The organism is Bacillus sp. DE0042 (assembly GCF_007680225.1).
GTDB lineage: Bacteria > Bacillota > Bacilli > Bacillales > Bacillaceae_G > Bacillus_A > Bacillus_A wiedmannii.
This window is the reverse complement of record NZ_VEJP01000002.1, coordinates 587579-609769: the sequence shown is the minus strand read 5'-3', so window position 1 is coordinate 609769 and position 22191 is coordinate 587579. Positions and strand designations below refer to the sequence as shown.

Annotated in this window: 25 protein-coding genes, 1 pseudogene, 1 riboswitch and 1 other annotated feature; of the genes and pseudogenes, 18 read left to right on the top strand and 8 right to left on the bottom strand. The window is 34.0% G+C overall.

Going from position 1 to position 22191, the window contains the following annotated elements; genetic code table 11:
• Window positions 1-12: 12 nt before the first annotated feature.
• Together FS802_RS31070 and FS802_RS13665 are read right to left on the bottom strand one after the other, a co-directional pair.
• A complete protein-coding gene (locus tag FS802_RS31070; protein ID WP_000945246.1) occupies window positions 13-156 on the bottom strand; it encodes a hypothetical protein in 144 nt (47 codons plus the stop codon).
• Window positions 157-252: 96 nt separating this feature from the next.
• A riboswitch (cyclic di-AMP (ydaO/yuaA leader) is annotated at window positions 253-395 on the bottom strand.
• 43 nt (window positions 396-438) lie between these two features.
• Window positions 439-894: pseudogene (locus FS802_RS13665) on the bottom strand (GNAT family N-acetyltransferase); the annotation flags it as partial.
• 137 nt (window positions 895-1031) lie between these two features.
• On the opposite strand from FS802_RS13665, the gene FS802_RS13660 reads away from it, so the two are divergent.
• On the top strand, window positions 1032-1280 hold the full coding sequence (locus FS802_RS13660) for a GlsB/YeaQ/YmgE family stress response membrane protein (RefSeq protein WP_000539721.1): 249 nt from the start codon (window positions 1032-1034) through the stop codon (window positions 1278-1280).
• 63 nt (window positions 1281-1343) lie between these two features.
• The gene (locus tag FS802_RS13655) at window positions 1344-2465 is read left to right on the top strand and encodes an AI-2E family transporter (RefSeq protein ID WP_141545931.1); all 1122 of its coding nucleotides are present in this window, start codon (window positions 1344-1346) and stop codon (window positions 2463-2465) included.
• Window positions 2466-2493: 28 nt separating this feature from the next.
• On the opposite strand, the gene FS802_RS13650 is transcribed toward FS802_RS13655, so the two are convergent.
• A complete protein-coding gene (locus FS802_RS13650; RefSeq protein ID WP_098707664.1) occupies window positions 2494-3651 on the bottom strand; it encodes a 1-deoxy-D-xylulose-5-phosphate reductoisomerase in 1158 nt (385 codons plus the stop codon).
• Between the two features lie 138 nt (window positions 3652-3789).
• Window positions 3790-3998, top strand: a binding site (T-box leader).
• Window positions 3999-4040: 42 nt separating this feature from the next.
• Here FS802_RS13650 and FS802_RS13645 point away from each other — a divergent pair.
• The 9 genes from FS802_RS13645 (at window position 4041) to FS802_RS13610 (ending at window position 12681) form a co-directional block, all read left to right on the top strand.
• Window positions 4041-5039 carry a tryptophan--tRNA ligase gene (locus tag FS802_RS13645; protein ID WP_098653432.1) on the top strand — a complete coding sequence of 333 codons (999 nt, stop codon included), beginning with the start codon at window positions 4041-4043 and terminating at the stop codon, window positions 5037-5039.
• Window positions 5040-5116: 77 nt separating this feature from the next.
• A complete protein-coding gene (locus FS802_RS31065) occupies window positions 5117-5266 on the top strand; it encodes a hypothetical protein (protein WP_098199700.1) in 150 nt (49 codons plus the stop codon).
• Window positions 5259-6017, top strand: coding sequence for an ABC transporter ATP-binding protein (locus tag FS802_RS13640; RefSeq protein ID WP_144525094.1), 759 nt, complete (start codon window positions 5259-5261; stop codon window positions 6015-6017). Before FS802_RS31065 ends, FS802_RS13640 begins: the two co-directional genes overlap by 8 nt.
• Window positions 6014-8503 carry an FtsX-like permease family protein gene (locus FS802_RS13635; protein WP_098653433.1) on the top strand — a complete coding sequence of 830 codons (2490 nt, stop codon included), beginning with the start codon at window positions 6014-6016 and terminating at the stop codon, window positions 8501-8503. The genes FS802_RS13640 and FS802_RS13635 overlap by 4 nt, the downstream gene beginning before the upstream one ends.
• 410 nt (window positions 8504-8913) lie before the next feature.
• Window positions 8914-9477, top strand: coding sequence for a maltose O-acetyltransferase (locus tag FS802_RS13630; protein ID WP_048560029.1), 564 nt, complete (start codon window positions 8914-8916; stop codon window positions 9475-9477).
• Window positions 9478-9546: 69 nt separating this feature from the next.
• A complete protein-coding gene (locus FS802_RS13625) occupies window positions 9547-10740 on the top strand; it encodes an MFS transporter (protein WP_098653434.1) in 1194 nt (397 codons plus the stop codon).
• Between the two features lie 122 nt (window positions 10741-10862).
• Window positions 10863-11903 (top strand): ROK family transcriptional regulator, encoded by a 1041-nt coding sequence (locus tag FS802_RS13620; protein WP_000003034.1) that lies wholly within the window; start codon window positions 10863-10865, stop codon window positions 11901-11903.
• Between the two features lie 45 nt (window positions 11904-11948).
• Window positions 11949-12329 carry a VOC family protein gene (locus FS802_RS13615; protein ID WP_064475867.1) on the top strand — a complete coding sequence of 127 codons (381 nt, stop codon included), beginning with the start codon at window positions 11949-11951 and terminating at the stop codon, window positions 12327-12329.
• 97 nt (window positions 12330-12426) lie between these two features.
• The gene (locus FS802_RS13610; RefSeq protein ID WP_001288566.1) at window positions 12427-12681 is read left to right on the top strand and encodes a YbeF family protein; all 255 of its coding nucleotides are present in this window, start codon (window positions 12427-12429) and stop codon (window positions 12679-12681) included.
• Between the two features lie 118 nt (window positions 12682-12799).
• On the opposite strand, the gene FS802_RS13605 is transcribed toward FS802_RS13610, so the two are convergent.
• Together FS802_RS13605 and FS802_RS13600 are read right to left on the bottom strand one after the other, a co-directional pair.
• Window positions 12800-13249 (bottom strand): NUDIX hydrolase, encoded by a 450-nt coding sequence (locus FS802_RS13605; protein WP_000540474.1) that lies wholly within the window; start codon window positions 13247-13249, stop codon window positions 12800-12802.
• A 17-nt stretch (window positions 13250-13266) separates the two neighbouring features.
• Window positions 13267-14106 carry a DUF2785 domain-containing protein gene (locus tag FS802_RS13600; protein WP_088047134.1) on the bottom strand — a complete coding sequence of 280 codons (840 nt, stop codon included), beginning with the start codon at window positions 14104-14106 and terminating at the stop codon, window positions 13267-13269.
• Window positions 14107-14229: 123 nt separating this feature from the next.
• On the opposite strand from FS802_RS13600, the gene FS802_RS13595 reads away from it, so the two are divergent.
• Window positions 14230-14952: a GNAT family N-acetyltransferase gene (locus FS802_RS13595; RefSeq protein ID WP_000988268.1), complete on the top strand. Its 723-nt coding sequence runs from the start codon at window positions 14230-14232 to the stop codon at window positions 14950-14952.
• A 168-nt stretch (window positions 14953-15120) separates the two neighbouring features.
• Window positions 15121-16143, top strand: coding sequence for a tyrosine-protein phosphatase (locus FS802_RS13590; protein ID WP_098653435.1), 1023 nt, complete (start codon window positions 15121-15123; stop codon window positions 16141-16143).
• A gap of 38 nt (window positions 16144-16181) precedes the next feature.
• Here the strand turns inward: FS802_RS13590 and FS802_RS13585 are convergent, their stop codons facing one another.
• A complete protein-coding gene (locus tag FS802_RS13585; protein WP_000464977.1) occupies window positions 16182-16607 on the bottom strand; it encodes a DUF1648 domain-containing protein in 426 nt (141 codons plus the stop codon).
• Between the two features lie 320 nt (window positions 16608-16927).
• Here FS802_RS13585 and FS802_RS13580 point away from each other — a divergent pair, with 320 nt between their 5' ends.
• Window positions 16928-17638, top strand: a complete 711-nt coding sequence (locus FS802_RS13580; protein WP_098653436.1) for a YjjG family noncanonical pyrimidine nucleotidase — start codon at window positions 16928-16930, stop codon at window positions 17636-17638.
• Between the two features lie 113 nt (window positions 17639-17751).
• Window positions 17752-18714 (top strand): tubby C-terminal domain-like protein, encoded by a 963-nt coding sequence (locus FS802_RS13575; protein ID WP_000955117.1) that lies wholly within the window; start codon window positions 17752-17754, stop codon window positions 18712-18714.
• Window positions 18715-18782: 68 nt separating this feature from the next.
• On the opposite strand, the gene FS802_RS13570 is transcribed toward FS802_RS13575, so the two are convergent.
• Together FS802_RS13570 and FS802_RS13565 are read right to left on the bottom strand one after the other, a co-directional pair.
• Window positions 18783-18983, bottom strand: coding sequence for a helix-turn-helix transcriptional regulator (locus tag FS802_RS13570; protein WP_000874186.1), 201 nt, complete (start codon window positions 18981-18983; stop codon window positions 18783-18785).
• Window positions 18971-19330: a DUF3796 domain-containing protein gene (locus tag FS802_RS13565; protein WP_000859218.1), complete on the bottom strand. Its 360-nt coding sequence runs from the start codon at window positions 19328-19330 to the stop codon at window positions 18971-18973. The genes FS802_RS13570 and FS802_RS13565 overlap by 13 nt, the downstream gene beginning before the upstream one ends.
• A 179-nt stretch (window positions 19331-19509) precedes the next feature.
• Here FS802_RS13565 and FS802_RS13560 point away from each other — a divergent pair, with 179 nt between their 5' ends.
• The 3 genes from FS802_RS13560 (at window position 19510) to FS802_RS13550 (ending at window position 22170) form a co-directional block, all read left to right on the top strand.
• Window positions 19510-19704 carry a hypothetical protein gene (locus FS802_RS13560; protein WP_000958866.1) on the top strand — a complete coding sequence of 65 codons (195 nt, stop codon included), beginning with the start codon at window positions 19510-19512 and terminating at the stop codon, window positions 19702-19704.
• Window positions 19705-19793: 89 nt separating this feature from the next.
• A complete protein-coding gene (locus FS802_RS13555) occupies window positions 19794-20519 on the top strand; it encodes an ABC transporter ATP-binding protein (protein ID WP_000570198.1) in 726 nt (241 codons plus the stop codon).
• Complete coding sequence (locus tag FS802_RS13550) at window positions 20512-22170, top strand: putative ABC transporter permease subunit (RefSeq protein WP_000036858.1); 1659 nt, start codon at window positions 20512-20514, stop codon at window positions 22168-22170. The genes FS802_RS13555 and FS802_RS13550 overlap by 8 nt, the downstream gene beginning before the upstream one ends.
• Window positions 22171-22191: the final 21 nt, after the last annotated feature.

Below are 22191 nucleotides of genomic sequence, written 5' to 3'. Positions count from 1 at the left end.
GTGTTTTTCTCTTTATCTTTTCGGTTGAAAAATATGCTGAAAGAAGTATTTGTGATGTAAGTTATCTACAACTTTATTTGCTTGATATGTGCGATGTTGTTCGAGTCGAAGTCTTTGCTCCATCATTTTTATTGCGTGATCAGATAAACGTAACATTATACATGTCTCCTTTTCTATAAATATAGGTGTCTATTGGTATCGATCCCATATTTATAATTAAGGAGGTACACTGTGTAACATAGGCAAAAAGCACCTTCCTCTCCCATTACGCTTACGAGGTTAGCTGTCGGACTCGGGAAGTGAGAGTTTCCCTACTTAAAAAAGATTCGCCCCAAGTAGCATGGCTACAAAAATGGTTCCCCCGCTCCAAATTTTGGACTCAGCAAAAGGTTTTATAAAGTAAAAGATAACACAAATAAATCGACAAGTCAAACTATTTGATGTTTTCTGATTTTTTAGTGAGGTTAAAACCACTCCATCGGATAATATAATATCATTTATTTTAATAAATCCATGTTTTTTATATAAAGACAGAGCAGGTGTATTTTCTTTCCCTGTTTGTACAATATATGTTTGTGAAGGGGAGAACATGTCAAATACATAAAGTAGTAGTTTTGTAGCGATTCCTTTATGAAAATGATCGGGGGATACTACTAAACGATGAATATCAACTTCCTCTTCATCCATTTTAAAAGAAATAAACCCGGCAAGTGTATCTTCATAAAAATAGCCGTAGAAAATTTCATCACATGATCGAATATCGGCTACAGTATCATAAAGGCGAGGGATAGCTGTACTATTTATATATTGTGCCTCGATTTCATAAGCTGGTATTTGAATGCTTAAAATAGAAGTAGCGGTTTTGTGAGAAGTTGTTATTAATTTTTGAATCACTCGGTAAAAACCTCCTTGTAAGCTTTATTTTCATAGATTTGACAAGATTTTTCTTTATTGGATATAATAATTATAATAGTTACATAATAATTTAGTATCAAAAAGAAATACACCATAATAGAAATGGAGGACTAAAGATGGGATGGATTATCACATTAATAGTTGGTGCTATTATAGGTGCAATTGCAGGTTCTATAACGGGTAAAAATTTTCCGGGTGGTATGTTTGGAAATATTATCGCAGGTTTATTAGGTGCTTCGTTAGGTGGTAGATTATTTGGATCTTTTGGGCCATCATTTGGTGGGATTCATGTCGTGCCAGCATTATTAGGAGCAATCGTATTAATTCTTATTGTATCATTTGTAGTGAAAGCTGCAAGAAAATAATGATATAGATTATGATGAAGAGCCCTGAATAAGGGCTTTTCATCATTCGAAGAGGTGGTTTCATTGGAAAAAGTAAATATAAGAAAAAGAGATAAGTTGAAAAAGTTTTTTAGAGAACAAAATTATTTAGCTGTGTTACTTGGATTTGCGTTATTGTTTATTAACATATTATTGCTAACGAAAATTTCTTTTGTATTTACTCCGTTTATCGTCTTTTTAAAAACAATTTTCTTCCCTGTATTATTAGCAGGTGTACTATTTTATATTTTACATCCATTCGTTTCGCTTTTAGAAAAGAAAGGCGTTTCAAGAATCGTATCAATCGCTTCTATATATATAATAGTACTAGGATTATTTGTGTTTTTAGTTGTAACAGTAATCCCGATTATTAAAGATCAAATTGATGCATTAATAGATAACTTACCGTATTTCGGTCATGAAATTGAACGAGCGGCACGTAGATTCGGGGAAAGTAATTTACTAGGGAAAATTCAGGAGAATTTAAATATTGATGTAGCGAGTATGGTAAAAGACTACACAGTTGATTTTACGAAGTCGTTATCATCAGTAACTGGAAATGTAACTGGATTTTTAAGTACTGTTACAGAGGTCGTTTTAACGTTTGTAATGGTTCCTTTTATATTGTTCTATCTTTTAAAAGATGGTGAACAATTACCGAACCACTTTTTAAAGTTTATTTCAGAGCAAAGACAACCAGCAGCGATGAGAATACTAGATGATATGCATTATGCGATTAGCTCGTATATTAGAGGGCAAATTATCGTTAGCTTGTTTATCGGTATTATGCTATTAATCGGTTACCTTATTATTGGTATTAAATATGCGGTATTACTCGCTATTTTAGCAATGATTGTAAATATCGTTCCGTACGTAGGACCAATCATTGCAATTACACCAGCATTAATTATCGCATTTATTGACTCGCCATCAATGGTGTTAAAAGTAATTATTGTAATGATGGTCGTACAATTAGCAGAAGGTAAATTTATTTCTCCGCAAGTCATGGGGAAAAAGCTAGATATTCACCCGATTACTATCATTTTTATTATTTTAACTGCCGGAAATTTATTTGGAATTATGGGGATTATTTTAGCAATTCCAGGATATGCGATATTAAAAGTGTTAGTAACGCATAGTTATAGATTTGTTAAGTTGAATACGTAAAAAAAGAGCTAAAACAGATAAAACTGTTTTAGCTCTTTTTTATTAATAATTGATTTGCGTATTGGCGTGCCCATTGATCAGCTTCTAATATAGCATCGAGTGAAGGATCTTTTACATTATGATGAGCTTCAACTGTATTGTAAATTGTTTTTTCAATATCGAAAAATGCAATTTCATTTTTAAGAAATAGTGCATTTGCAATTTCGTTCGCTGCATTTAATACAGCTGGAGTTGTACCGCCAATTTTGCCACATTCAAATGCGTATTGTAGACAGGGGAACTTCTCTAAATTTGGTTTTTCAAAATGCAAACTACCAATTTCTAATAAATTTAATTTTTCATAGGATGAAGGTAGTCGAGTAGGGTAGTGAAATGCATATTGAATCGGCATTCTCATATCAGGGGCACCGAGCTGTGCCATGACTGATCCATCAATAAACTCTACTAAAGAGTGAATGATACTTTCTTTATGAATCATAACATTAATTTTTTCATAAGGAATATCGAATAGCCACTTAGCTTCCATCACTTCAAACCCTTTATTCATTAACGTGGCAGAATCTATCGTTAGTTTTGCCCCCATTAACCAGTTTGGGTGTTTTAAAGCATCCTTCGCTTGTAATGTTTTCATTTCTTCACGTGTTTTATCACGAAAAGCGCCGCCAGAAGCTGTAACAATTAATTTTTCGATTTCCTTATTATTTTCCCCATTTAAACACTGGAAAATAGCTGAATGTTCACTATCGACTGGAATTAGGCGGCATCCGTTTTGTTTCGCTAGTTCGGTTACGATATGTCCAGCTGCAACTAAAGTTTCTTTGTTAGCGATGGCGATATCTTTCTTCGCCTTTAATGCTTCAATTGTTGGGAGTAAACCTGAAACACCGACAACTGAACTTAATACAAGATTTGTATCAGGATGGGTAGATACTTCAATTAAACCATCAGTTCCATATGTAATTTTTGTATTTGTTGAAATACGAGAACGCAATGTGTCCGCTAATTCTCTTGTCGCTACGCTTACAATACGAGGCTGAAACGATTCGATTTGCTTTTCGAGAAGATCGATATTATAATTTGCGGTTAAACCGACGATTTTAAAATGTTCAGGATGAGCGGAAACGACATCTAATGCAGATGTGCCAATGGATCCCGTTGAACCTAAAATGGATATATATTTTACCATGAAAAAACCTCCAAAGTTGTTTCGAGTATTTCTGCAAACCTATATATTATTAGACAATCAAGGTGAAAATTCCTGCTATATAAAACAGAAAATTAGGGTTTAATTGGAAAGGGAATGTGATAAACTGTAAAAAATAACTAAAAAGCAATGAAAGAGAAGAGTACATATTCAAAACTTTTCAGAGAGCTGATATGTGGTGGAAATCAGTAAGGGATGAATATGGAATGGGCTCTGGAGCTTCTAACTGAAATGAGTAGGTAAAGACGGTTACTTCACGTTAAGAAGTTGAAGTGAGGTATTAATGATAGCTAATTAAGGTGGTACCGCGGGAGTCTCTCGTCCTTTTTAAGGATGAGGGGCTTTTTTATTTTGAGAAAGGAGGGGTTAGTGTGAGTGAAAAAATAATGTTAACAGGAATTAAGCCAACTGGTTATCCGCATTTAGGAAATTATATTGGTGCGATTAAACCTGCGCTGCAAATGTCAAAGAATAATGAAGGAAACGCATTGTATTTTATAGCGGATTATCATGCGTTAAATGCTGTGCATGATTCAGAAAAGTTCAGTAGTTATACGAAAGAGGTAGCAGCTACTTGGTTATCACTCGGACTTGGAGAAGATGTTATTTTTTACCGACAAACAGAAGTGCCAGAGATTTTAGAACTAGCTTGGATATTAGCTTGTCTAACTCCGAAAGGTCTTATGAACCGTGCTCATGCGTATAAAGCGAAAGTAGAGCAAAATAAAGAAGCAGGGTTAGAGGTAGATGCTGGAGTGAATATGGGATTATATACGTACCCGATTTTAATGGCAGCTGACATATTATTATTTCAAGCTACTCATGTACCAGTCGGGAAAGACCAAATTCAACATATTGAAATTGCCCGTGATATTGCGTCGTATTTTAATCATACATTCGGCATAACATTTACGCTTCCGGATTATGTCATACAAGAAGAAGGTGCCATTTTACCTGGTCTTGATGGAAGGAAGATGAGTAAAAGTTACGGAAATGTGATCCCATTATTTGCAGAACAAGAAAAACTACGAAAGTTAATATTTAAAATCAAAACAGACTCCTCACTTCCGAATGAACCGAAAGAACTAGAAACGCTATTTATGATATATAAAGAATTTGCGACGGAAGATGAAATACAGTCGATGCGCGAAAAGTATGAAACTGGAATCGGATGGGGCGATATGAAAAAAGAGTTGTTTCGCGTTGTAGACCGCGAATTAGCAGGACCTCGGGAGAAATACGCTATGTATATGAATGAGCCAAATTTATTATATGAAGCGTTAGAAAAAGGTGCTGAGCGGGCAAGAAAAATCGCGAGGGTAAATTTAGCAGAAATAAAAAAACGGATTGGATTTGAGAGGGGACGCTGAGCGTTCCCTTATTTTTTTATAAAAAAATCGAACGAAATTTAAATTTGTTACCAATATAGATTGAGGGAGGGATAGAAATGGTTACAATTCTCGAATTAAAAATGTTGCTAGTTCAAATAGGAACAGAAATTGTACCAACTAGTAATCTAAGAGAAAAAATTTTAATTCAAGTTAATCTGATGGAGGAAATAACATTTAATCATGTTGAGGTGAATAAAGATGAGTGAAATTGTGTTAGCAGTTCAAGGTTTAAGTAAGACTTATGAGAGTGTAGATACAAATGTTAGAGCCTTACAAAATGTATCTTTGGAGTTAAATAAAGGAGAACTCCTTGCCGTAATGGGAACGAGTGGGTCTGGGAAGAGTACATTACTTAACATACTGGGTGCTTTAGACAAACCTGATGAGGGAGTCGTATATGTAAATGGTGAAGTCCCTAAAAATATGTTTGTTGAACCATTCGCAACGGAGTACAGGCGGGATAACATAGGATTTATATTTCAGTCATTTCATTTATTAAAGGATTTATCTGTAGAAGAAAATATTGCGTTACCCCTCATATTATCAACTGATTCAGAAGAAGAGATACGAGAAAAAACAAATAAAATATTAGATGTTCTTGGTTTAGTAAATTGGAGAAATCATCGACCAGTTCAGCTTTCTGGGGGACAACAACAACGTGTTGCAATTGGTAGGGCATTAATAACATCTCCTCCAATTGTTCTTGCAGATGAACCTACTGGAAATTTAGATTTCAATACGTCTAATGATATTTTACGAGTACTAGTCGATATGAAACAAAGATTCAATCAAAGTATGATTCTTGTTACTCATGATCCTCACATTGCTACGTATGCAGATCGGGTTCACTTCTTTCATGATGGAGAAAATGTTGATGATTATACGTGTACTCATGGAGTAAATGATATGAATATCATTTTAGATAAATTTAAAAAATTACTGGAGAAATCAAAATGATAAAATCAGTACGAGGATTAAGTTTACGCTTTTTTAAGACAAATAAATATACTGCTATTTCCTCTATCGTTAGCGTTATGTTGGCTGTTTCTCTAATTGTTACGATGGTTGTATTTTCGAGTCATGCGAAACAGTCTGTTATAAATGAAGTGAAAAATGTATATGGAGATATGGATTTATCAGTTGGATATAACCCTGATCAAAATAAGTTGATGGATAAATCTTTACTACAAAATATTAAAGAACAAAAAAATATTGAATACATATCAAAAGTATTAGTAAATCATTTGCAAGTGAATAAATTGAATACCGCTATTTATACAGTAGGCGTTCAAAATGATTCGTTATCGAAAAGTCGATATCACTTCTCTAAAAATCTATCAAATGAAGAAGTAACATTAAATCATGGATTAGCGGAAACTTTACAAGTAAAAGTTGGGGAAAAGATTGAAATAGAAAATAAATCCTATGTAGTAAAAGAAGTGTTAGCTGATATAGAAGCTGGAGGTTTAGCTCCAGATATACTCATTTTATCGGAAGGTGCAGTGAAACAGCACGTATATGAAAAAACAGGTAAACACAATGAGGCTACTTATGTGTTGATAAAAGCGAATGCGAATGCAGATGTACTAGCATTATCTAGTCAAATTCATAAAATAGACAAAGAATTAAGAATCGATATTGCGGAGGAAGACGAGTTTTTAAAAAGGAACTTAGCATCATTACATATTTTTATAATCGTTTTATCTATATTAATACTTATTATTACTGCGTTATTATTGATATCTAATTTTGAAGTGTTTTTATATAAATATAAAAGTCAATTTGCTATTATGCGATCAATGGGAGCAACAACGAAACAAATGTTTAAAGTTATATTTATTCAATGTAGTGTAATTAATTTCTTTGGTGGAATATTTGGTTTGTTACTAGCTGTAATAAGTAACAGTTTTTTACAAAGTTGGCTAGAGCATTTATTTGCTTTTCAAATGAATTTAATGAGTTTCGACTATAAAATAGCAATTGTAACAATGATTTGTAGTATCTTTTTTATTGAATTGTTTATGTTATATCCTTCATACAGAAGTTCGAAATTATTGCCAGTAAAGCTTATGCGCGAAAATGAAGAATCCGACTTTTCTAATAAAAAAACACGTAGCACTATGGGGAAATTCCTTTTAATTAGTAGCATGTTTTTAACTGTTTTAGGTGGCTTTGTAGCAAATACTGGAGATACGCAGGCGATAGTGATATTAATAGGATCTATATTTCTCGTTTTAGGAGTATATATTTTATTTCCTACTTATCTTTCTTCGATATTAATAGTATGTCTACCTATGATGAAAAAAATATTTGGAAGGAATACATTTGTTGCTATTAAAAATGTAATTCCGCAAGTAAGGAAAAATACATTTGTTATCTTAATGATAAGTACAATGATGGTGATAGTTGTCTTCGGCTCCACTATATTTAAAACGATGCAAAAAAATAATGAAAGATATTTAAAACGCGAATTTCCAACACATATTGTTGTGGAAAATCGTTTGAATAATGATTCAACAATTACCTCATCTCATATACAAAATGTATTTAAAGAAATAAGTAGTGTAAAAGGAGCAAGTACAATTAGTACGAACTCACTGGCAGAATTAAAGCAAGGTAAAAATTATATTACTTTTGACTATAATTTAGGTGATTTGAAAGAAATGGAAAAGCAAGGGTTACTGTCAGAAGTACCAGCAAATTTGGAGAATAGTATAATTGTTACAAAAGAGTTAGCGGAGCGGTATAAACTTCATGTAGGTGATATCGTTCAATTGGGGCTATTTTCAGAACAGGAACAAAAAGTTAGACCGACTAGTAAGGTGGAAATTGGGTTAATTGTTAATGAGCTACCGAATTCTCCTGCGGTACTCATGGATTGGAGGAATGTAACATATAAACAAGATTATACAGCCTTTGAGCGTGCATTTATTAGTTCAAATAATGAGAGAGAGACGTTGGAGCAATTAAAGAAATTGAAAGGCCAATATCCACAATTAAAAATAAGTAGTTATACTCAATCGTTAAAGCAATCTAATTTAATGTTTCAGCAAAGGTGGTCCATCTTCATCGTTGTTATTGTAGTAATTTTGTTTAGTGTAACATTAGGGGTATGCAATACACTTATAAATAATATTCAATCTAAAAGAAAAGAGTTTGCTATTTTACGAGCAATAACAGTTAAGAAAAAGGGGATTGTACAAGTTATTTTGATACAAGTTAATTTATATGTACTTATTGGAATCGTACTAGGGGCTGTTATAGGAATATTATTAACCTATATGGTAAGTATAATAGATCGTACATCTTTATTTTTTGATTTCAAACTTATCGTAACGGTAATAGCGGGGATGTTCGGAATAGTCCTTATTATTTTTATACCTTTTGCTAATAGAATAGGAAAAAGGGATCTTATTCAAGAGTTAAATAAGGATAATAAATGAAAGAGATTAACCCAAGTAGTTATTCAGCTACTTTTGGGTCAATCTCTTTTTTATTAACACTTGATTTGCATATTGGTTTGCTCATTAATAAACATATAGTATAGCGCCTAAAGGAGAGGATTTCATGTAACGATGAGTCTCAACGGTTTTAATGAAAAACAATGGATAAATCATTATATTAGTTAAATGTCACCAAGTAATATCATTAGGTGAAGTAAGAATTCACATTTCCTTTCAAAACTTATTAGTTGCACATATTAAAAAATATGCTAATATAGGGATACTTATTAAACTTGTTTAATAAGTATAATTAAAGTCACTTATTAAAGTCGTTTAATAAGTATAATTAAAGTCACTTATTAAAGTCGTTTAATAAGTGTAATTCATTCTATAACGAGGGAGAGGATTGTATGAAAACAGAGAAAGAAAAGATGTTAGCGGGAGAAATGTATGTTGCGGAGGATGAAGAATTAGTGGCTGATAGGGTGGAGGCAAAACGTTTAACACGCCTTTATAACGAGGCGATGGAGACAGGAGATGAAAAACGTTTTACATTATTAAATCAGCTTTTAGGTTCTTCAGCTGATGGGAAAGCCCAAATTAATCCTGATTTTCGTTGTGATTACGGCTACAATATCCATGTTGGAAAGAGCTTTTTCGCAAATTTTAATTGTGTGATTTTGGACGTTTGTGAAGTACGAATCGGTGATAATTGTATGTTTGCACCAGGTGTCCATATTTATACGGCCACTCATCCTTTACATCCGGTGGAACGGAATTCTGGTAAAGAATATGGAAAGCCTGTAAAGATTGGTAACAACGTTTGGGTTGGCGGGGGAGCTATAATTAACCCTGGTATTTCAATTGGAGACAACGCTGTAATTGCCTCAGGGGCAGTTGTGACAAAAGATGTACCTCATAATGTAGTTGTTGGTGGTAATCCAGCTAAAGTTATTAAAACGATAGACTTATAGAAATCGTTTTTTACGGGTATATGAATAAACTGGTGTCTTATCGTATAGACAATTTGAAAGGTGTTTCATATGGAGAAATATAGTGTGGACAATCATACAAAGACATTACTTGCCCCTCGAAACGCTCTTTTTCTCTTATTTGCTTTGCCAGGTGTCGCGTTTGCTACATGGATTTCAAGAACAGCAGCTACTCGAGATATGTTAGCAGTGTCAAATGCAGAAATGGGTTGGATTTTGTTCGGACTATCTGTTGGTTCAATAATTGGTTTACTGAGTGCAAGCCGCTTCATTGACTGTAAGGGAGCTAGAGACGTTATTATAGGCAGTATGTTTTTTATGATTGTTGGATTGATTTGTTTAGGTATAAATATTTATTTTGTTTCTAGTATGGGGGCTTTTAGTAGCTTACTAGTATTTGGAGTAGGCTACGGATTGGCGGAAGTCGCATTGAATGTAGAAGGTTCTTCCATTGAGCAGAAATTAGGAACAACTCTTCTTCCGAAATTCCATGGCTTTTTTAGTGTAGGAACTTTAGTAGGCGCGCTCAGTGGTTCTGTCGCAGCGTCGCTTCACATCCCGATTCTGTATCAGTTTCTTGTGATTTCGGTCATGTTTCTATTACTTGTATGTATGGTGTATCGTTTTCTTCCGCATGGAACAGGAAAGAAGGAGAAATCGCGGAACAAAAGGAGAGAGAAGCGTACTTCCTTACGTATGGAAAAAAAGGTGCTTTTAATTGGTCTTTTTGTGCTTGGAATGGCATTTGCAGAAGGTAGTGCAAATGATTGGCTACCTATCGTGATGGTAGATGGACATGAGCAAAGTATAGTGGCAGGTTCTATTATGTACGCAATTTTTGTATTAGCAATGACGTTAACTCGTATGTGTAGCAGCTATTTCCTTGATCGATTCGGTCGTGTCGCTGTCGTACGTGCCACTATTATGATGGCGATTCTAGGAATTTCAATCGTAATATTTGAGAGTAATTCGTATTTTCTAGCATTTGGCGTAGTACTGTGGGGGATTGGTGCAGCGCTAGGGTTCCCAATTGGTCTGTCAGCTGCTGGAGATGACCGTGAAAACGCGACTTCTAATGTTGCTGCAGTTTCTATCATTGGTTATACAGCCTTTTTAGTCGGACCACCATTTTTAGGGATACTTGGGGAAGCATTCGGAATACGTAATGCCTTGCTAGCTGTTTTATTATTTGTTCTTTTGTCTGGAATTGTATCGTCTATTACAAGAGAGAATACACCGAGCTAAATAAGGATTGCATGCAGCGGAAATATATCATCTCTATTGCTTTAGAAAATGATGTATGATATATTGTCAACGCAACTTATTAAAAGTGTTTAATAAGTATGTTGATTAAGGTGGTGAGCGATTTGAGTGAACAATTTGTTACTCAAAAATCGATTAAAGAGACGATCCTTCGCGGCATTCGTACGGCTCTTCTAGAGCAAGGAAGTGCGACGAAAGTTGAACTTAGTAATACATTAGAAATTAGTTTTCCAACGATAAGTAAATTTATAGAAAATATGAAACAAGATGGTGAAGTCACTTTAGTCGGTTTAGATGATTCAAGTGGCGGAAGAAGAGCGAAACGATATGCGTATAATCCGGAATATATGTTAGGATTAGCGATATTTTTAGAGAAAAATGAAACAAACTATACCATTTTTAACTGTTTAGGGGAAGTAAAAGAACAAGGAAGTACTTCAAGTGTATTAATTGATACTGGCGTAAATCTATTATCTAAACATATTGAAAGTCTTATAGCTACATTCCCGAAAATAAGCTCTATATCAATTGGTGTGCCTGGTTCGGTTGATAATGGTCGTATTTTTTATATACCTGGTTATGAAAAGTTCCAAAATTTTAATTTGAAAAGTCATTTGGAGAATCTGTTTTCTATACCTGTAGTAATAGAAAATGATATGAATGCCGCAGTCCTTGGCTATTATAAAAATACTGGAAATAATGATAAATCATCTCTTGTATATTTGTATTCAGGTCAAAACGGCCCAGGGGCGGGAATTATGATAAATGGAGATGTGGTACGAGGGAGTACCTTTTTCTCAGGGGAGATATCTTTCGTTCCACAGTATGATAATAAAAACTTCTTACAATCTTTGAGAAGTGAAGATGCAGTAAGAGATTCAAATAATCCAGAGCAATATAATATAGATGCTATTACTCGTTTAATAGCTACATGTATAGCTATTATTAACCCGCATGCCTTTATCTTTTGTGATGATGAAGTGAACCAATTTGTAATAGATCAAATTGTAAAAACTTGTCCGAAGTACATTCCAGCGGAACATATTCCGAAAATAACAGTGAGCGATTGGAAAGAAGATTATTTATATGGATTAAAAAGCCTTGGACTTGATCTGATGATTATAAGAGCAAGCAAAGAAAATTAAATATCAAATTGTTGGTTGAATCCTGTGAAAGAAAAGGTGTCGATTATGAAAATTGAACATGTAGCAATTTGGGTAAATGATTTAGAAGGTATGCGTGATTTCTATAAACAGTACTTCGGTGGTGAAGAAAATAGCTTATATCACAATCCGAAAAAGCAGTTTGAATCTTATTTTATAACTTTTGAAGGTGGAGCGCGTCTAGAACTTATGAGGCAAGTAGGGATAGACGATAATACACAAACACAAACAATAGGATATGCGCATATTGCTTTTTCTGTAGGTAGTAAAGAAAAAGTGAATGAATTAACCAATACATTAAGTGAAGCAGGGTACGCTGTGTTAAATGGCCCGCGTACTACAGGGGATGGTTACTATGAAAGTGTAGTAAGTGACCTTGAAGGAAACCAGATTGAGATAACAATCTAACATTATATTTATTAATAACTGATAAAAAATAAAACTTTGTTGTTCCCCCAAATGTTTACGAGAAACCTATTATTTCTTCAGAAAGGGGGACATAACAGTGAGTGAATTCATTTTTATTTTCTGTATATATCCATTGCTTATTTGTATTTTTTCAATAGCTGGGACATATAAATTAGGTGCATTTTATGTGATGCCAATGGTAATATTTCTTATTTTTCTTATGTTAAATGTTACATTGTATGATCCATCATTTTTCTTTTGGGTGGGCATGTATACTATTTTTTCATTCATTACTTCTTATATAACACTCTTATTTGTAAGGGGATATACAGCTGTAGAAAGTGAACGTTAATATCATTTGGTTATTTTTGGGGGAATAGGGATTTACGGTGAACGATAACAACCTCATTTCGCGTTATCATGACGGGAAATGAGGTTGTTTTATTTCTATATACACTATGTAATGTTTTTTAATTGGAGTGCTGAAACTCCTTAATAATTCTATCAATAACAGGAGGAAGATTACTAGGTAACGCATCTAGCGGAAAGAAGCGTAGTTCTTTCGATTCTGTTTGGTCGCATACAAGTTCACCATTGAATTCGCGGCAAATATAAACAACGAGTACACCGTGTACTTGATCGCCGTTTGGATAGATTTGAAAGAAATCTGGTCCTGAGTATGTACGGAATAGTTCTGGATTTTTGATGAAAAGTCCAGTTTCCTCATATACTTCTCGCTTTAAAGCGTCTTCTAACGTTTCGTTATATTCTAAGGCTCCGCCAATAATACCCCAGCGGTTAAAATCTGTACGGAGCTGCAGTAATATTTCATTGTTCTCATTTAATATAATGGCGTGTGAACCTATTAAAATAAGTGGATGATTTCCTACTAAATTTCTCATGTCTTCAATATAACCCATGTTATTTCTCCTTGCTTTTAATAATAGTTAGGAAGTTCTTTTAACATTCTTTCTGTTTTACGTGCTGTATAGGCTAAGTTATGATCATCTTTCGTTCTGAAAAATAATGTGCGTAAAAAGGTTTTAATGTTGGCACATAATATACAATACTCATTAAGTGAAAGGCGTTTTCTAATTTGAGGAAGCCTTTTTATTTTTTTATAAATAATTGAAATTAACTCATCTTGGGGAAAATCATGATATAGCATCGATAGTAACGGTGTAACAATTCGTTCATCTTCATTATTATGAAATAGATCCGATGGGATAAAAATTTTATTTAATAAACAATGAATTAATTCTTCATACCACTCAAAGGTCGTATAGGAATTGTGAACAATTTCAGTAAAGGCATCTGATACGTGGGCAAGACAATGAGCCCATCCTTTATTTTCAATATAGCCTCGAAAATCCGTTTCTAAGTTTGTATATGAAATGAGTTTGTTTTTTATTTCTTCAATGTCCTCCTCTGTGAAAAAGTAGTGCGAGTTAGCGAATTGGAGTATTAGCGCAATTAATGAAACAGTGTAAGAACGTGTGAAAACCCCATCTGTATGTGGGGAGTAAATGTCATAATATAAATACTCATCACTTAAACAAGTTTGTAGAAGTAATTTCAGTTGATCATCCATAAGGAATTCATGATGAATGAAATGTGCAAAACATTTATATATAAGTTGGTAACGAACGTAACTATCAGTTGTTCCGATATACTGAAGCATATTGAGCGTTAACTCATTCAAATCTATATGTTGCAGTTGCGTATAGTCATTTTGTTGTATAAGCTCTAACTGTTGTTGCAATGCTGTAATATCCAATGGAGAACCTCCTCCGCACTTTAAAGATGCAATGTTTTCTAGTATTCTATATATTCAAGGACAATCCTGCTCATGCAAGGAGAACAAGTAGAAATTCTAGTATGATATAGATGAGGGAAGTATATGATGACTATAGAACAGTTAGAAAAACATTTTAAAATAAGAAGAAATGCTTCTTCTATAATAATAAAAGAAAATAATGCAGAGCCTTTTACAGAAGAGAAATTAAAGGAAATAATGCAATATTGCGTTGCTGAGGCTGAAAAAGAGGGAATAGAAAACTTGCATTTTGAAATTTCTTCAAAAAGCCCAAATTATGATGTGTATAAGAAATGTTTCGAAACGTATTCATTTGAATATGCTACTGAAAACATGATTGTGTTTAAGGATATATATGAAGTAGAAGATGTAGAAAGTGATATTAATTTTAAGCTTATTGAAGAAGTAGGAGAAGAAGCTTTTTATTCTCTTTGGAACGAGATGACAGAAGAACAAGTCACTTATGATCAATTTGTAAATATGATGCTACAAGAAATTGGTGAGCAATGGAAAGAACATTGTTTAACAGCGAGTATCGATGAAGAGCCGATAGGGATTGTAATCCCGCATATTGAAAAGGGGACGTTAGAAGAAGGAAAACTAATGTATTTCGCAGTGGCTCCAAATATGCGAAATAAAGGGTATGAAGCAGCATTCTTTACAGGGGCAATGTTTGTCTTAAAAGAAATAGGTGCATCTTATTATATTGGCGAGACAAATGTACAAAATGAGTGGATGAAGGATGTTTTTGGGAAGAATGGATGTCAGCTGCTTAGTTCCACTGAGCGATATGTGAGGAAGTTTTAGGAGTACTATCTTGAACTTATTTAGCGGGAATCCGTGTACAACTTATGAACAAGTAAAAGAACTTCTTGCCTATTTGTAAGATAAAAAGAAAAATGAGAACGACAAAATAGATATTCCTATAATACAATAGAGAAAGATTCGATTATATGAGAAAGCGTTGGTGAAAGAATGGAGCAGCAAAGAAATTGGTTACAAGCAACTGTAGAAAGAAATGAAGACAATACGTTACATATAAAATGGGAAAATAATATAGAAGAAGTTCGCATTTATTGGAGTACTTCACCAGATCATATTGAAGAAACGGGAGAATTACTTGCAACGGTAAATGGAAAATCATCATGTACACTTGTAAACCCGAGTGAAAATGAGCGTCCATATTTTAGACTAGTTGGAAGTAATGGACAAGCAGTGACAGTAGCTGAGCGTAGATTACCATTAAAAGGCGCGTTTAACTTCCGTGATATGGGAGGATATGAAACGACTGAAGGTCGTAAAGTAAAATGGGGCAAGTTGTACCGTTCTGAAGAATTAGCAGGACTAACAGAGTGGGATATAGACTATTTACAAAAGTCTGGCTTAAAGTTAATTTGTGACTACCGTACAGACTTTGAAGTGAAGCATAAGCCGAATCCAGAAATTACAGGTGCTCGTCAAGTATGCTTACCAGTTATGCAAGACTTGGCGAAAGACTTGAACATAAATGAATTTTTCCAAGTTGGTGACCTTTCTATGTTAGGGAAACCAGGCGAGTACCTTGTGAAAATGAATCAAGATTTCGTAAGTGGTAATGAAGCATTCGTGAGCTTCTTAAACTTAGCGCAAAACCCAGAAAACTTACCGTTAGTAAACCACTGTACAGCTGGAAAAGACCGTACTGGATTCGGATCAGCACTATTATTACTTTTACTAGGTGTACCGGAAAAAACAGTAATGGAAGACTATTTACTAAGTAACGGTTTCCGTGAAAAGTTAAATGAAAAAATGATGGCCTTTTTAGGTGCAAAACTTCAAAACGATGAAAGTAGAGCGATATTAGGTGCGATGTTTGAAGCGCGCGCTGAATATTTACAAGCTGCGATTGATGAAGTGAAAAAGCAATACGGTTCAGTTGAAGCGTATGCTGAAAAAGCACTTGGCTTTACGAAAGAGTCGTTAGAGGAAATGAAAGCATTATTGCTAGAAGATAAATAATGAGGAGGGAGGCTAATTGGATTAGCCTCCTGTTTCTATTATGAAATTTTTCGTTGCCTTATTATTCCTATTACAATTGGAATAACTGTACCAATTAACAATATCGGTAAAAATAATTTTCCAAAACCGCCGCTCCAATTTAAAGCGATTGAAATTGTTTCAAATTGGATGAAAGCAAAGATAAGTAAACAGACATTTTTTAATTGGTTTAGCATTTTTCTACTATTCAAATAAAACTGCTTAGCATTTGATTCATTCAATCTTTGTGGGTAGTTATGAACTTCTGGAAACTTTTCTAAAGTTTGCATTAATAGGAGTATGAAAGCTCCTATTAATGGCAGAAGCAAAAGTTGCCACTTTGATCCCCAGCGATCTACATCCCCATATGCGTTATAATGTGCGGGTACTTCCTCGGGTAATCTTCCCCAAATAATAATCAAAAAAATGATTGATCCAAAGAACAATGAATATCCAATGATATCTCCAACCCATTCACTTTTTGTTTTTGGGATTTGTATTTTTGGTCTTCCCCATGAATTTACTATGTCTTTCCGCTCCTTTCTATTTCTGTATTACCTTTTTGAAAAATCGGATTCATTATCCGAATTATCTCAAATTTATAGTATTTTCACAATTAATTATTTTTGAATAACATGACCCGTGTACCTTAAACAACTTTAAGATTGCTGTACATCTACGATTCGTAAAGGGAAAAAGTTCGACTTAAGAGAGAATTAATGAGAAAATACAAGTTGTAAATAACGTACTAGTTGAGGAGAGCATAATGAAATATAAAGTTATATTATTCGACGTAGATGATACATTATTAGATTTTCCTGAAACGGAAAGAAATGCTTTGCATAACGCGTTTGTACAGTTTGGTATGCCTACAGGGTATAATGATTATCTTGCAAGTTATAAAAAGATTAGTAATGGATTATGGAGAGATTTAGAAAATAAAATGATTACGCTAAGTGAATTAGCAGTAGATCGATTTAGACAATTATTTGCCGTTCATAATATAGAAGTAGATGCGCAGCAATTTAGTGATGTATACCTTGAAAACTTAGGAAAAGAAGTACATCTTATAGAAGGTGCAGTGCAATTATGTGAAAATTTACAAGATTGCAAGTTAGGTATTATTACGAATGGATATACGAAGGTGCAACAATCTAGAATCGGAAATTCGCCTTTATGTAATTTCTTTGATCATATTATTATTTCAGAAGAGGTTGGTCATCAAAAACCAGCACGTGAGATTTTTGATTATGCATTTGAGAAGTTTGGGATTACTGATAAATCAAGTGTATTAATCGTTGGAGATTCGCTAACTTCTGATATGAAAGGCGGAGAAGATTACGGCATTGATACGTGTTGGTATAATCCGAGTTTGAAAGAAAATATGACAGATGTTAAGCCGACTTATGAGGTGGAGAGTCTGCTACAAATTTTAGGAATTGTGGAAGTGGCGGAAGAAAAGGTAGTTTCATTTTAATCGTGTTGATATATTTTGAGTTACGGTAGATATATTGGAAAAATCGTCGATATAATTTGAGTTGCGTTCAATTTATAGGTACGATCGGTGTAATAACTAGAGGTGAGTGAAAGATGTTAACGTTTTTATTTGAGTTAGACAAGAGTATTCCGCAGAAGGATGAGCCACGGTATGCCGCTTATGCAAATGGCTTTATTGAAGGGGATTTAACAATTCGCGCGAGTGACAGTGTATTTTTTCAGAAGCCATGCATGAAGGTTGCAGAGCTTGGCATTTATTTAGGACAGTGGATGGAACAAGTGCAACATGGGCAGAAAGAACAATTGAATTATGAAACGAGTGACCGTGAGGAAGTAATTCTCGGATTCGTATATGAAGAGGAAGATCAGTGGAGAGTTTTTTCAAGTTGGCAACAATTTGAACTTCAAGAGCGTATATCAACTACAACATTAGTAGAGAGCGTTCAACACTATTTATATGAGCTAAATAAGGAACTGCGCGCGATAAAATATCCCGTTACGTTTGATCAGTACTTAAGAGGAGAGCGAATGATGCAGCTTTCTTACAAACGACTGTGTGATAGTAAAGCGGATACGACGTCGATAGAGGTTTACAATGAAAGCGAAAGAGTAGGCGCAGTACGGGGCTATTATAAAAATATGTTGATGAAAGTGCTAGACTTTATTCCGAAAGTCGGTAGTAATATCATTTATGAAATAAAGGATAGTAAGGACAACATTCGCGTCATTGCAAAGGATGTAAGTAGGCAGCGTCAAAGAAGGATTTTAGTAACGTACATCGATCATAATGATACAGAGCATGAAATACTTGTATGTGATGGAAAGTTATTAGATGCCAATTTCTTATTTACCTTTACATATAAGAGAGAAGAATATGTTGTTCACAAAACTTCAATTGGGCTTGGAAAGTTATTACGAAACGGTTATGTAATCGCAGATTGGAATATTCGTCTTGAGGAAGATATGTATTCTATCGAGATGGATGTATATGATGAAGATTATATAGAGGATCAATACTTACTGTTAGGCGTATTTCATGCTGTTTTGTATGGGTGATAAAAGAGAAGTACCGGTATTCTTCATGGGAAGGATGCCGGTATTTTTATGTAATTCTATGTCCTTAATTAATCCTCAAAAATAAAAATCTCATCAATTGTACTATGAAGTGCTTTCGCAATGTCGTGAGCAAGTTGTAAGGAAGGATTATATTTTCCTTTTTCGAGATGGCTAATTGTTTCACGGCGTACACTAACACTTTTCGCTAAATCTTCTTGTGTCATGTTCAATTTGGCGCGGTATTCTTTTATTCTCGTTATGAACGCCATGGCGCATCTTCCATTTCATCAACAGGTTTATCATAAAAGAACATAGAGAAGCCGAACGTAAGAATGAGTGTGCTGAAAATAAGAGCGATATCAATCTCTTGTAGTGTAGGGTTTGGAAATAACATTTCAATAAACATAATGATAGCGGTCGTTAGTAATGTAACGATAAAGGCATTGCGGCACGATTTATTGACGATTTGTTCAAACAGTTCATCGTGTTGAACTGTTCTATACGATGTGAAAAAGGAGAAGAAACAGAACATAGTAAATAATCCTTTTTCGTAAAAAAAGCCAAGGAAACCGAAGAAACCGAGAAATCCTAAATATTTTATCCAAGTTGTTTTCATGGTAGGTCCTCCTTGCAATGTTAGAAATAATTCACGTTATGTTATAAATATATCACATGTGGAAATGTAAAGTAATAATAGTTTTCCAATTCTTTTCATAATAATAGTAAAAAGAGGAAATATACTGCGAAATAAAGAGGATAATATTGTAAAATGGTTGTAAGGAGGGGGAGAAAGGAATGCTAACTTGGATCATGATCGTTGTATTACTTGTAGTGATTACTGTAGTGGCAACGGTGTTAATTGGGCGGAATGGTGATGCGAATTATAGTAAAGCGACAAAAGGGAATATTAAACGGCTGACGATGATCTATATTTTACTAGCTGTCGTTTTAATCGTTGGATTAGGCGTGTATATTTATTTTAAAGGTTAAAAAAACTGAAAAAATATAAAAATCTAAAAATAGAAGTATGCTATAATATTGATATAGTTATTTGGTAATTAAGGAAAGGATTGGATGGAATGATTGAAATTACGAATGTGTCAAAAAGTTATAATGGGTCTACCTATGCAGTAAAAGATTTAAGTTTATCTGTGCCTAGCGGAGAAATTTTTGGATTTTTAGGGCCAAATGGTGCGGGGAAATCAACGACAATTAAGATGATTACTGGTATTCATGGAGTGGACAAAGGGACGATTACGATTAACGGTAAAGATATTATGAAAAATCCGATGGAAGCGAAAAAGACGTTTGGTTATGTTCCAGATAGCCCAGATATGTTTTTGCGATTAAAGGGAATTGAATATTTAAACTTTATGGCAGATATGTATGAAGTGCCGAAAGAAGTACGACAAGAGCGAATCGAGTCTTTAGCGAAGAAATTTGATCTTTACAATGCGTTATCGGATCAAATTCAAAGTTACTCGCACGGTATGAGACAAAAAATCGTTATTATTGGTGTGCTCGTGCATGAGCCAGATGTATGGATTTTAGATGAACCGTTAACGGGGCTTGATCCGAAATCCGCATATATTTTAAAAGAAATGATGAGAGAACATGCGGATAAAGGAAAGATTGTATTTTTCTCTACACACGTATTAGAGGTGGCAGAAAAAATATGTGACCGCGTCGCGATTATTAATAAGGGAAAACTTCAGTTTAAAGGGAATTTAGGTGAAATGAGAGATCATTTTAAATCCAATGAATCACTTGAAAAAATGTTCTTGGAGATGACGGGCAATGAGTAAAATTTGGACGTTAACGAAAGTATTATTAAAATTAAATTATGCAGATTTTATAACAGATAAGAAGAAGCGATGGGCGTATGTATTTTCATTTGCAGCCATTTTATTTGTTGGCTTTTTAATATTTGGTTCGATGACGCACGGATTGTATGAAGGGATGAAACATTTAGGGCAAGACCCAGGAATGATTATCGCAATGGGACTTGCGATTGCGAGTATATGGGTATTTTTAATGAGTATAACGAACATTTTAACTGTATTTTACTATAGTAATGACATTGAAATGTTATTGCCGTTACCATTGAAGCCAGCGCAGATTATTTCGGCAAAGTTTTTAACGGTATTAATTACACAATACGTAATGAGTTCATTTATTTTATTACCAATCTTTATTACGTACGGGTTAAAAAGTAGTGCATTTATTACATATTACATATACATGATTTTTATTTACTTACTCTTCCCGATTGTGCCGTTAGTATTAGCTTCATTACTAATGACAGTTATTATGAGGTATACAAATATAGCGAAAAATAAAGATCGAGGCAATATATTTATTGGAATCGTAAGTATACTATTTATTGTAGGAATTAATGTGTTTTTACAGTGGAAAAATAAAAGTTCGTTTTCTGAAGATGCACTTACGAATTATCTTGCGAACAACGAATCTTCTCTTCTAGTACAAATGACAAATTATTTTCCAACTACATATTTTGGGGCAGTGGCATTAGTAGAAAATGCAAATTGGAAGGGTCCTTTATACGTAATCATCTTTGCACTTATTTCATTTGTATTTTTTGTGTTGTTTTATTACATTGCAGAGCGTACATATTTAAAAGGGGTTATTGGACTTTCAACGAGTACAGCAAAAAAAGAGGTCATTTCAGCAGAAGGCTTACAGAAATCAACGGTACAAAGTTCACATTTGAAAGCGTATGTGAAAAAAGAATTTAAAACGTTATTCCGTACACCACAATTTTTCTTAAATTGTATCGTACAAACTTTTGTTATGCCGATTATGTTATTCTTTGTTTTATTCGTGCAAGATGGGAATTTAAAGTGGATCACAGGGTATATTGATAATCCAAAATCAGCAGGACTTGCAATTGGCGTTGGTCTTTGTGCATCGTTATTTTTAATGGGAAGTAACGTCATCGCAACAACGTCATTTTCACGAGATGGAAGTTCATGGTTTGTGAATCGATATTTACCAGTAAAAGCTTCGGATATCTTTTTTGCGAAAGCAATCACTGCTTGGTTAATTAATGTAATTATTTTAGCGGTATTCGGTATTACGATGGCAGTTGTAGCAGGGATTTCTCCTGTGTTCATGTTACTGTGGTTTTTACTAAGTGCGAACGGGTTATTGTTAATTAATTTAATCGGTACACGTTGGGATGCACAAACTGCAGATATACATTGGGATACAGAGCAGAAATTATTTAAGAGCCGATATACAACTTTGTGGAATTTTTTAGCTAATATTTTTATAGCTTTAGTTATTGTTGCGGGAGTAAGTTTATTATACTTCTTCCTTCAAGTAGGACTATGGGTTATGTTTATCGTTTTATTTGTAATGTTTACGATTGTAAATTATATCTTCATTAAAATTTTAAAATTAGGTGCAGAACGCATATTGTCAAATATTGAATAAAAAGATAGATCCTCTGTATTC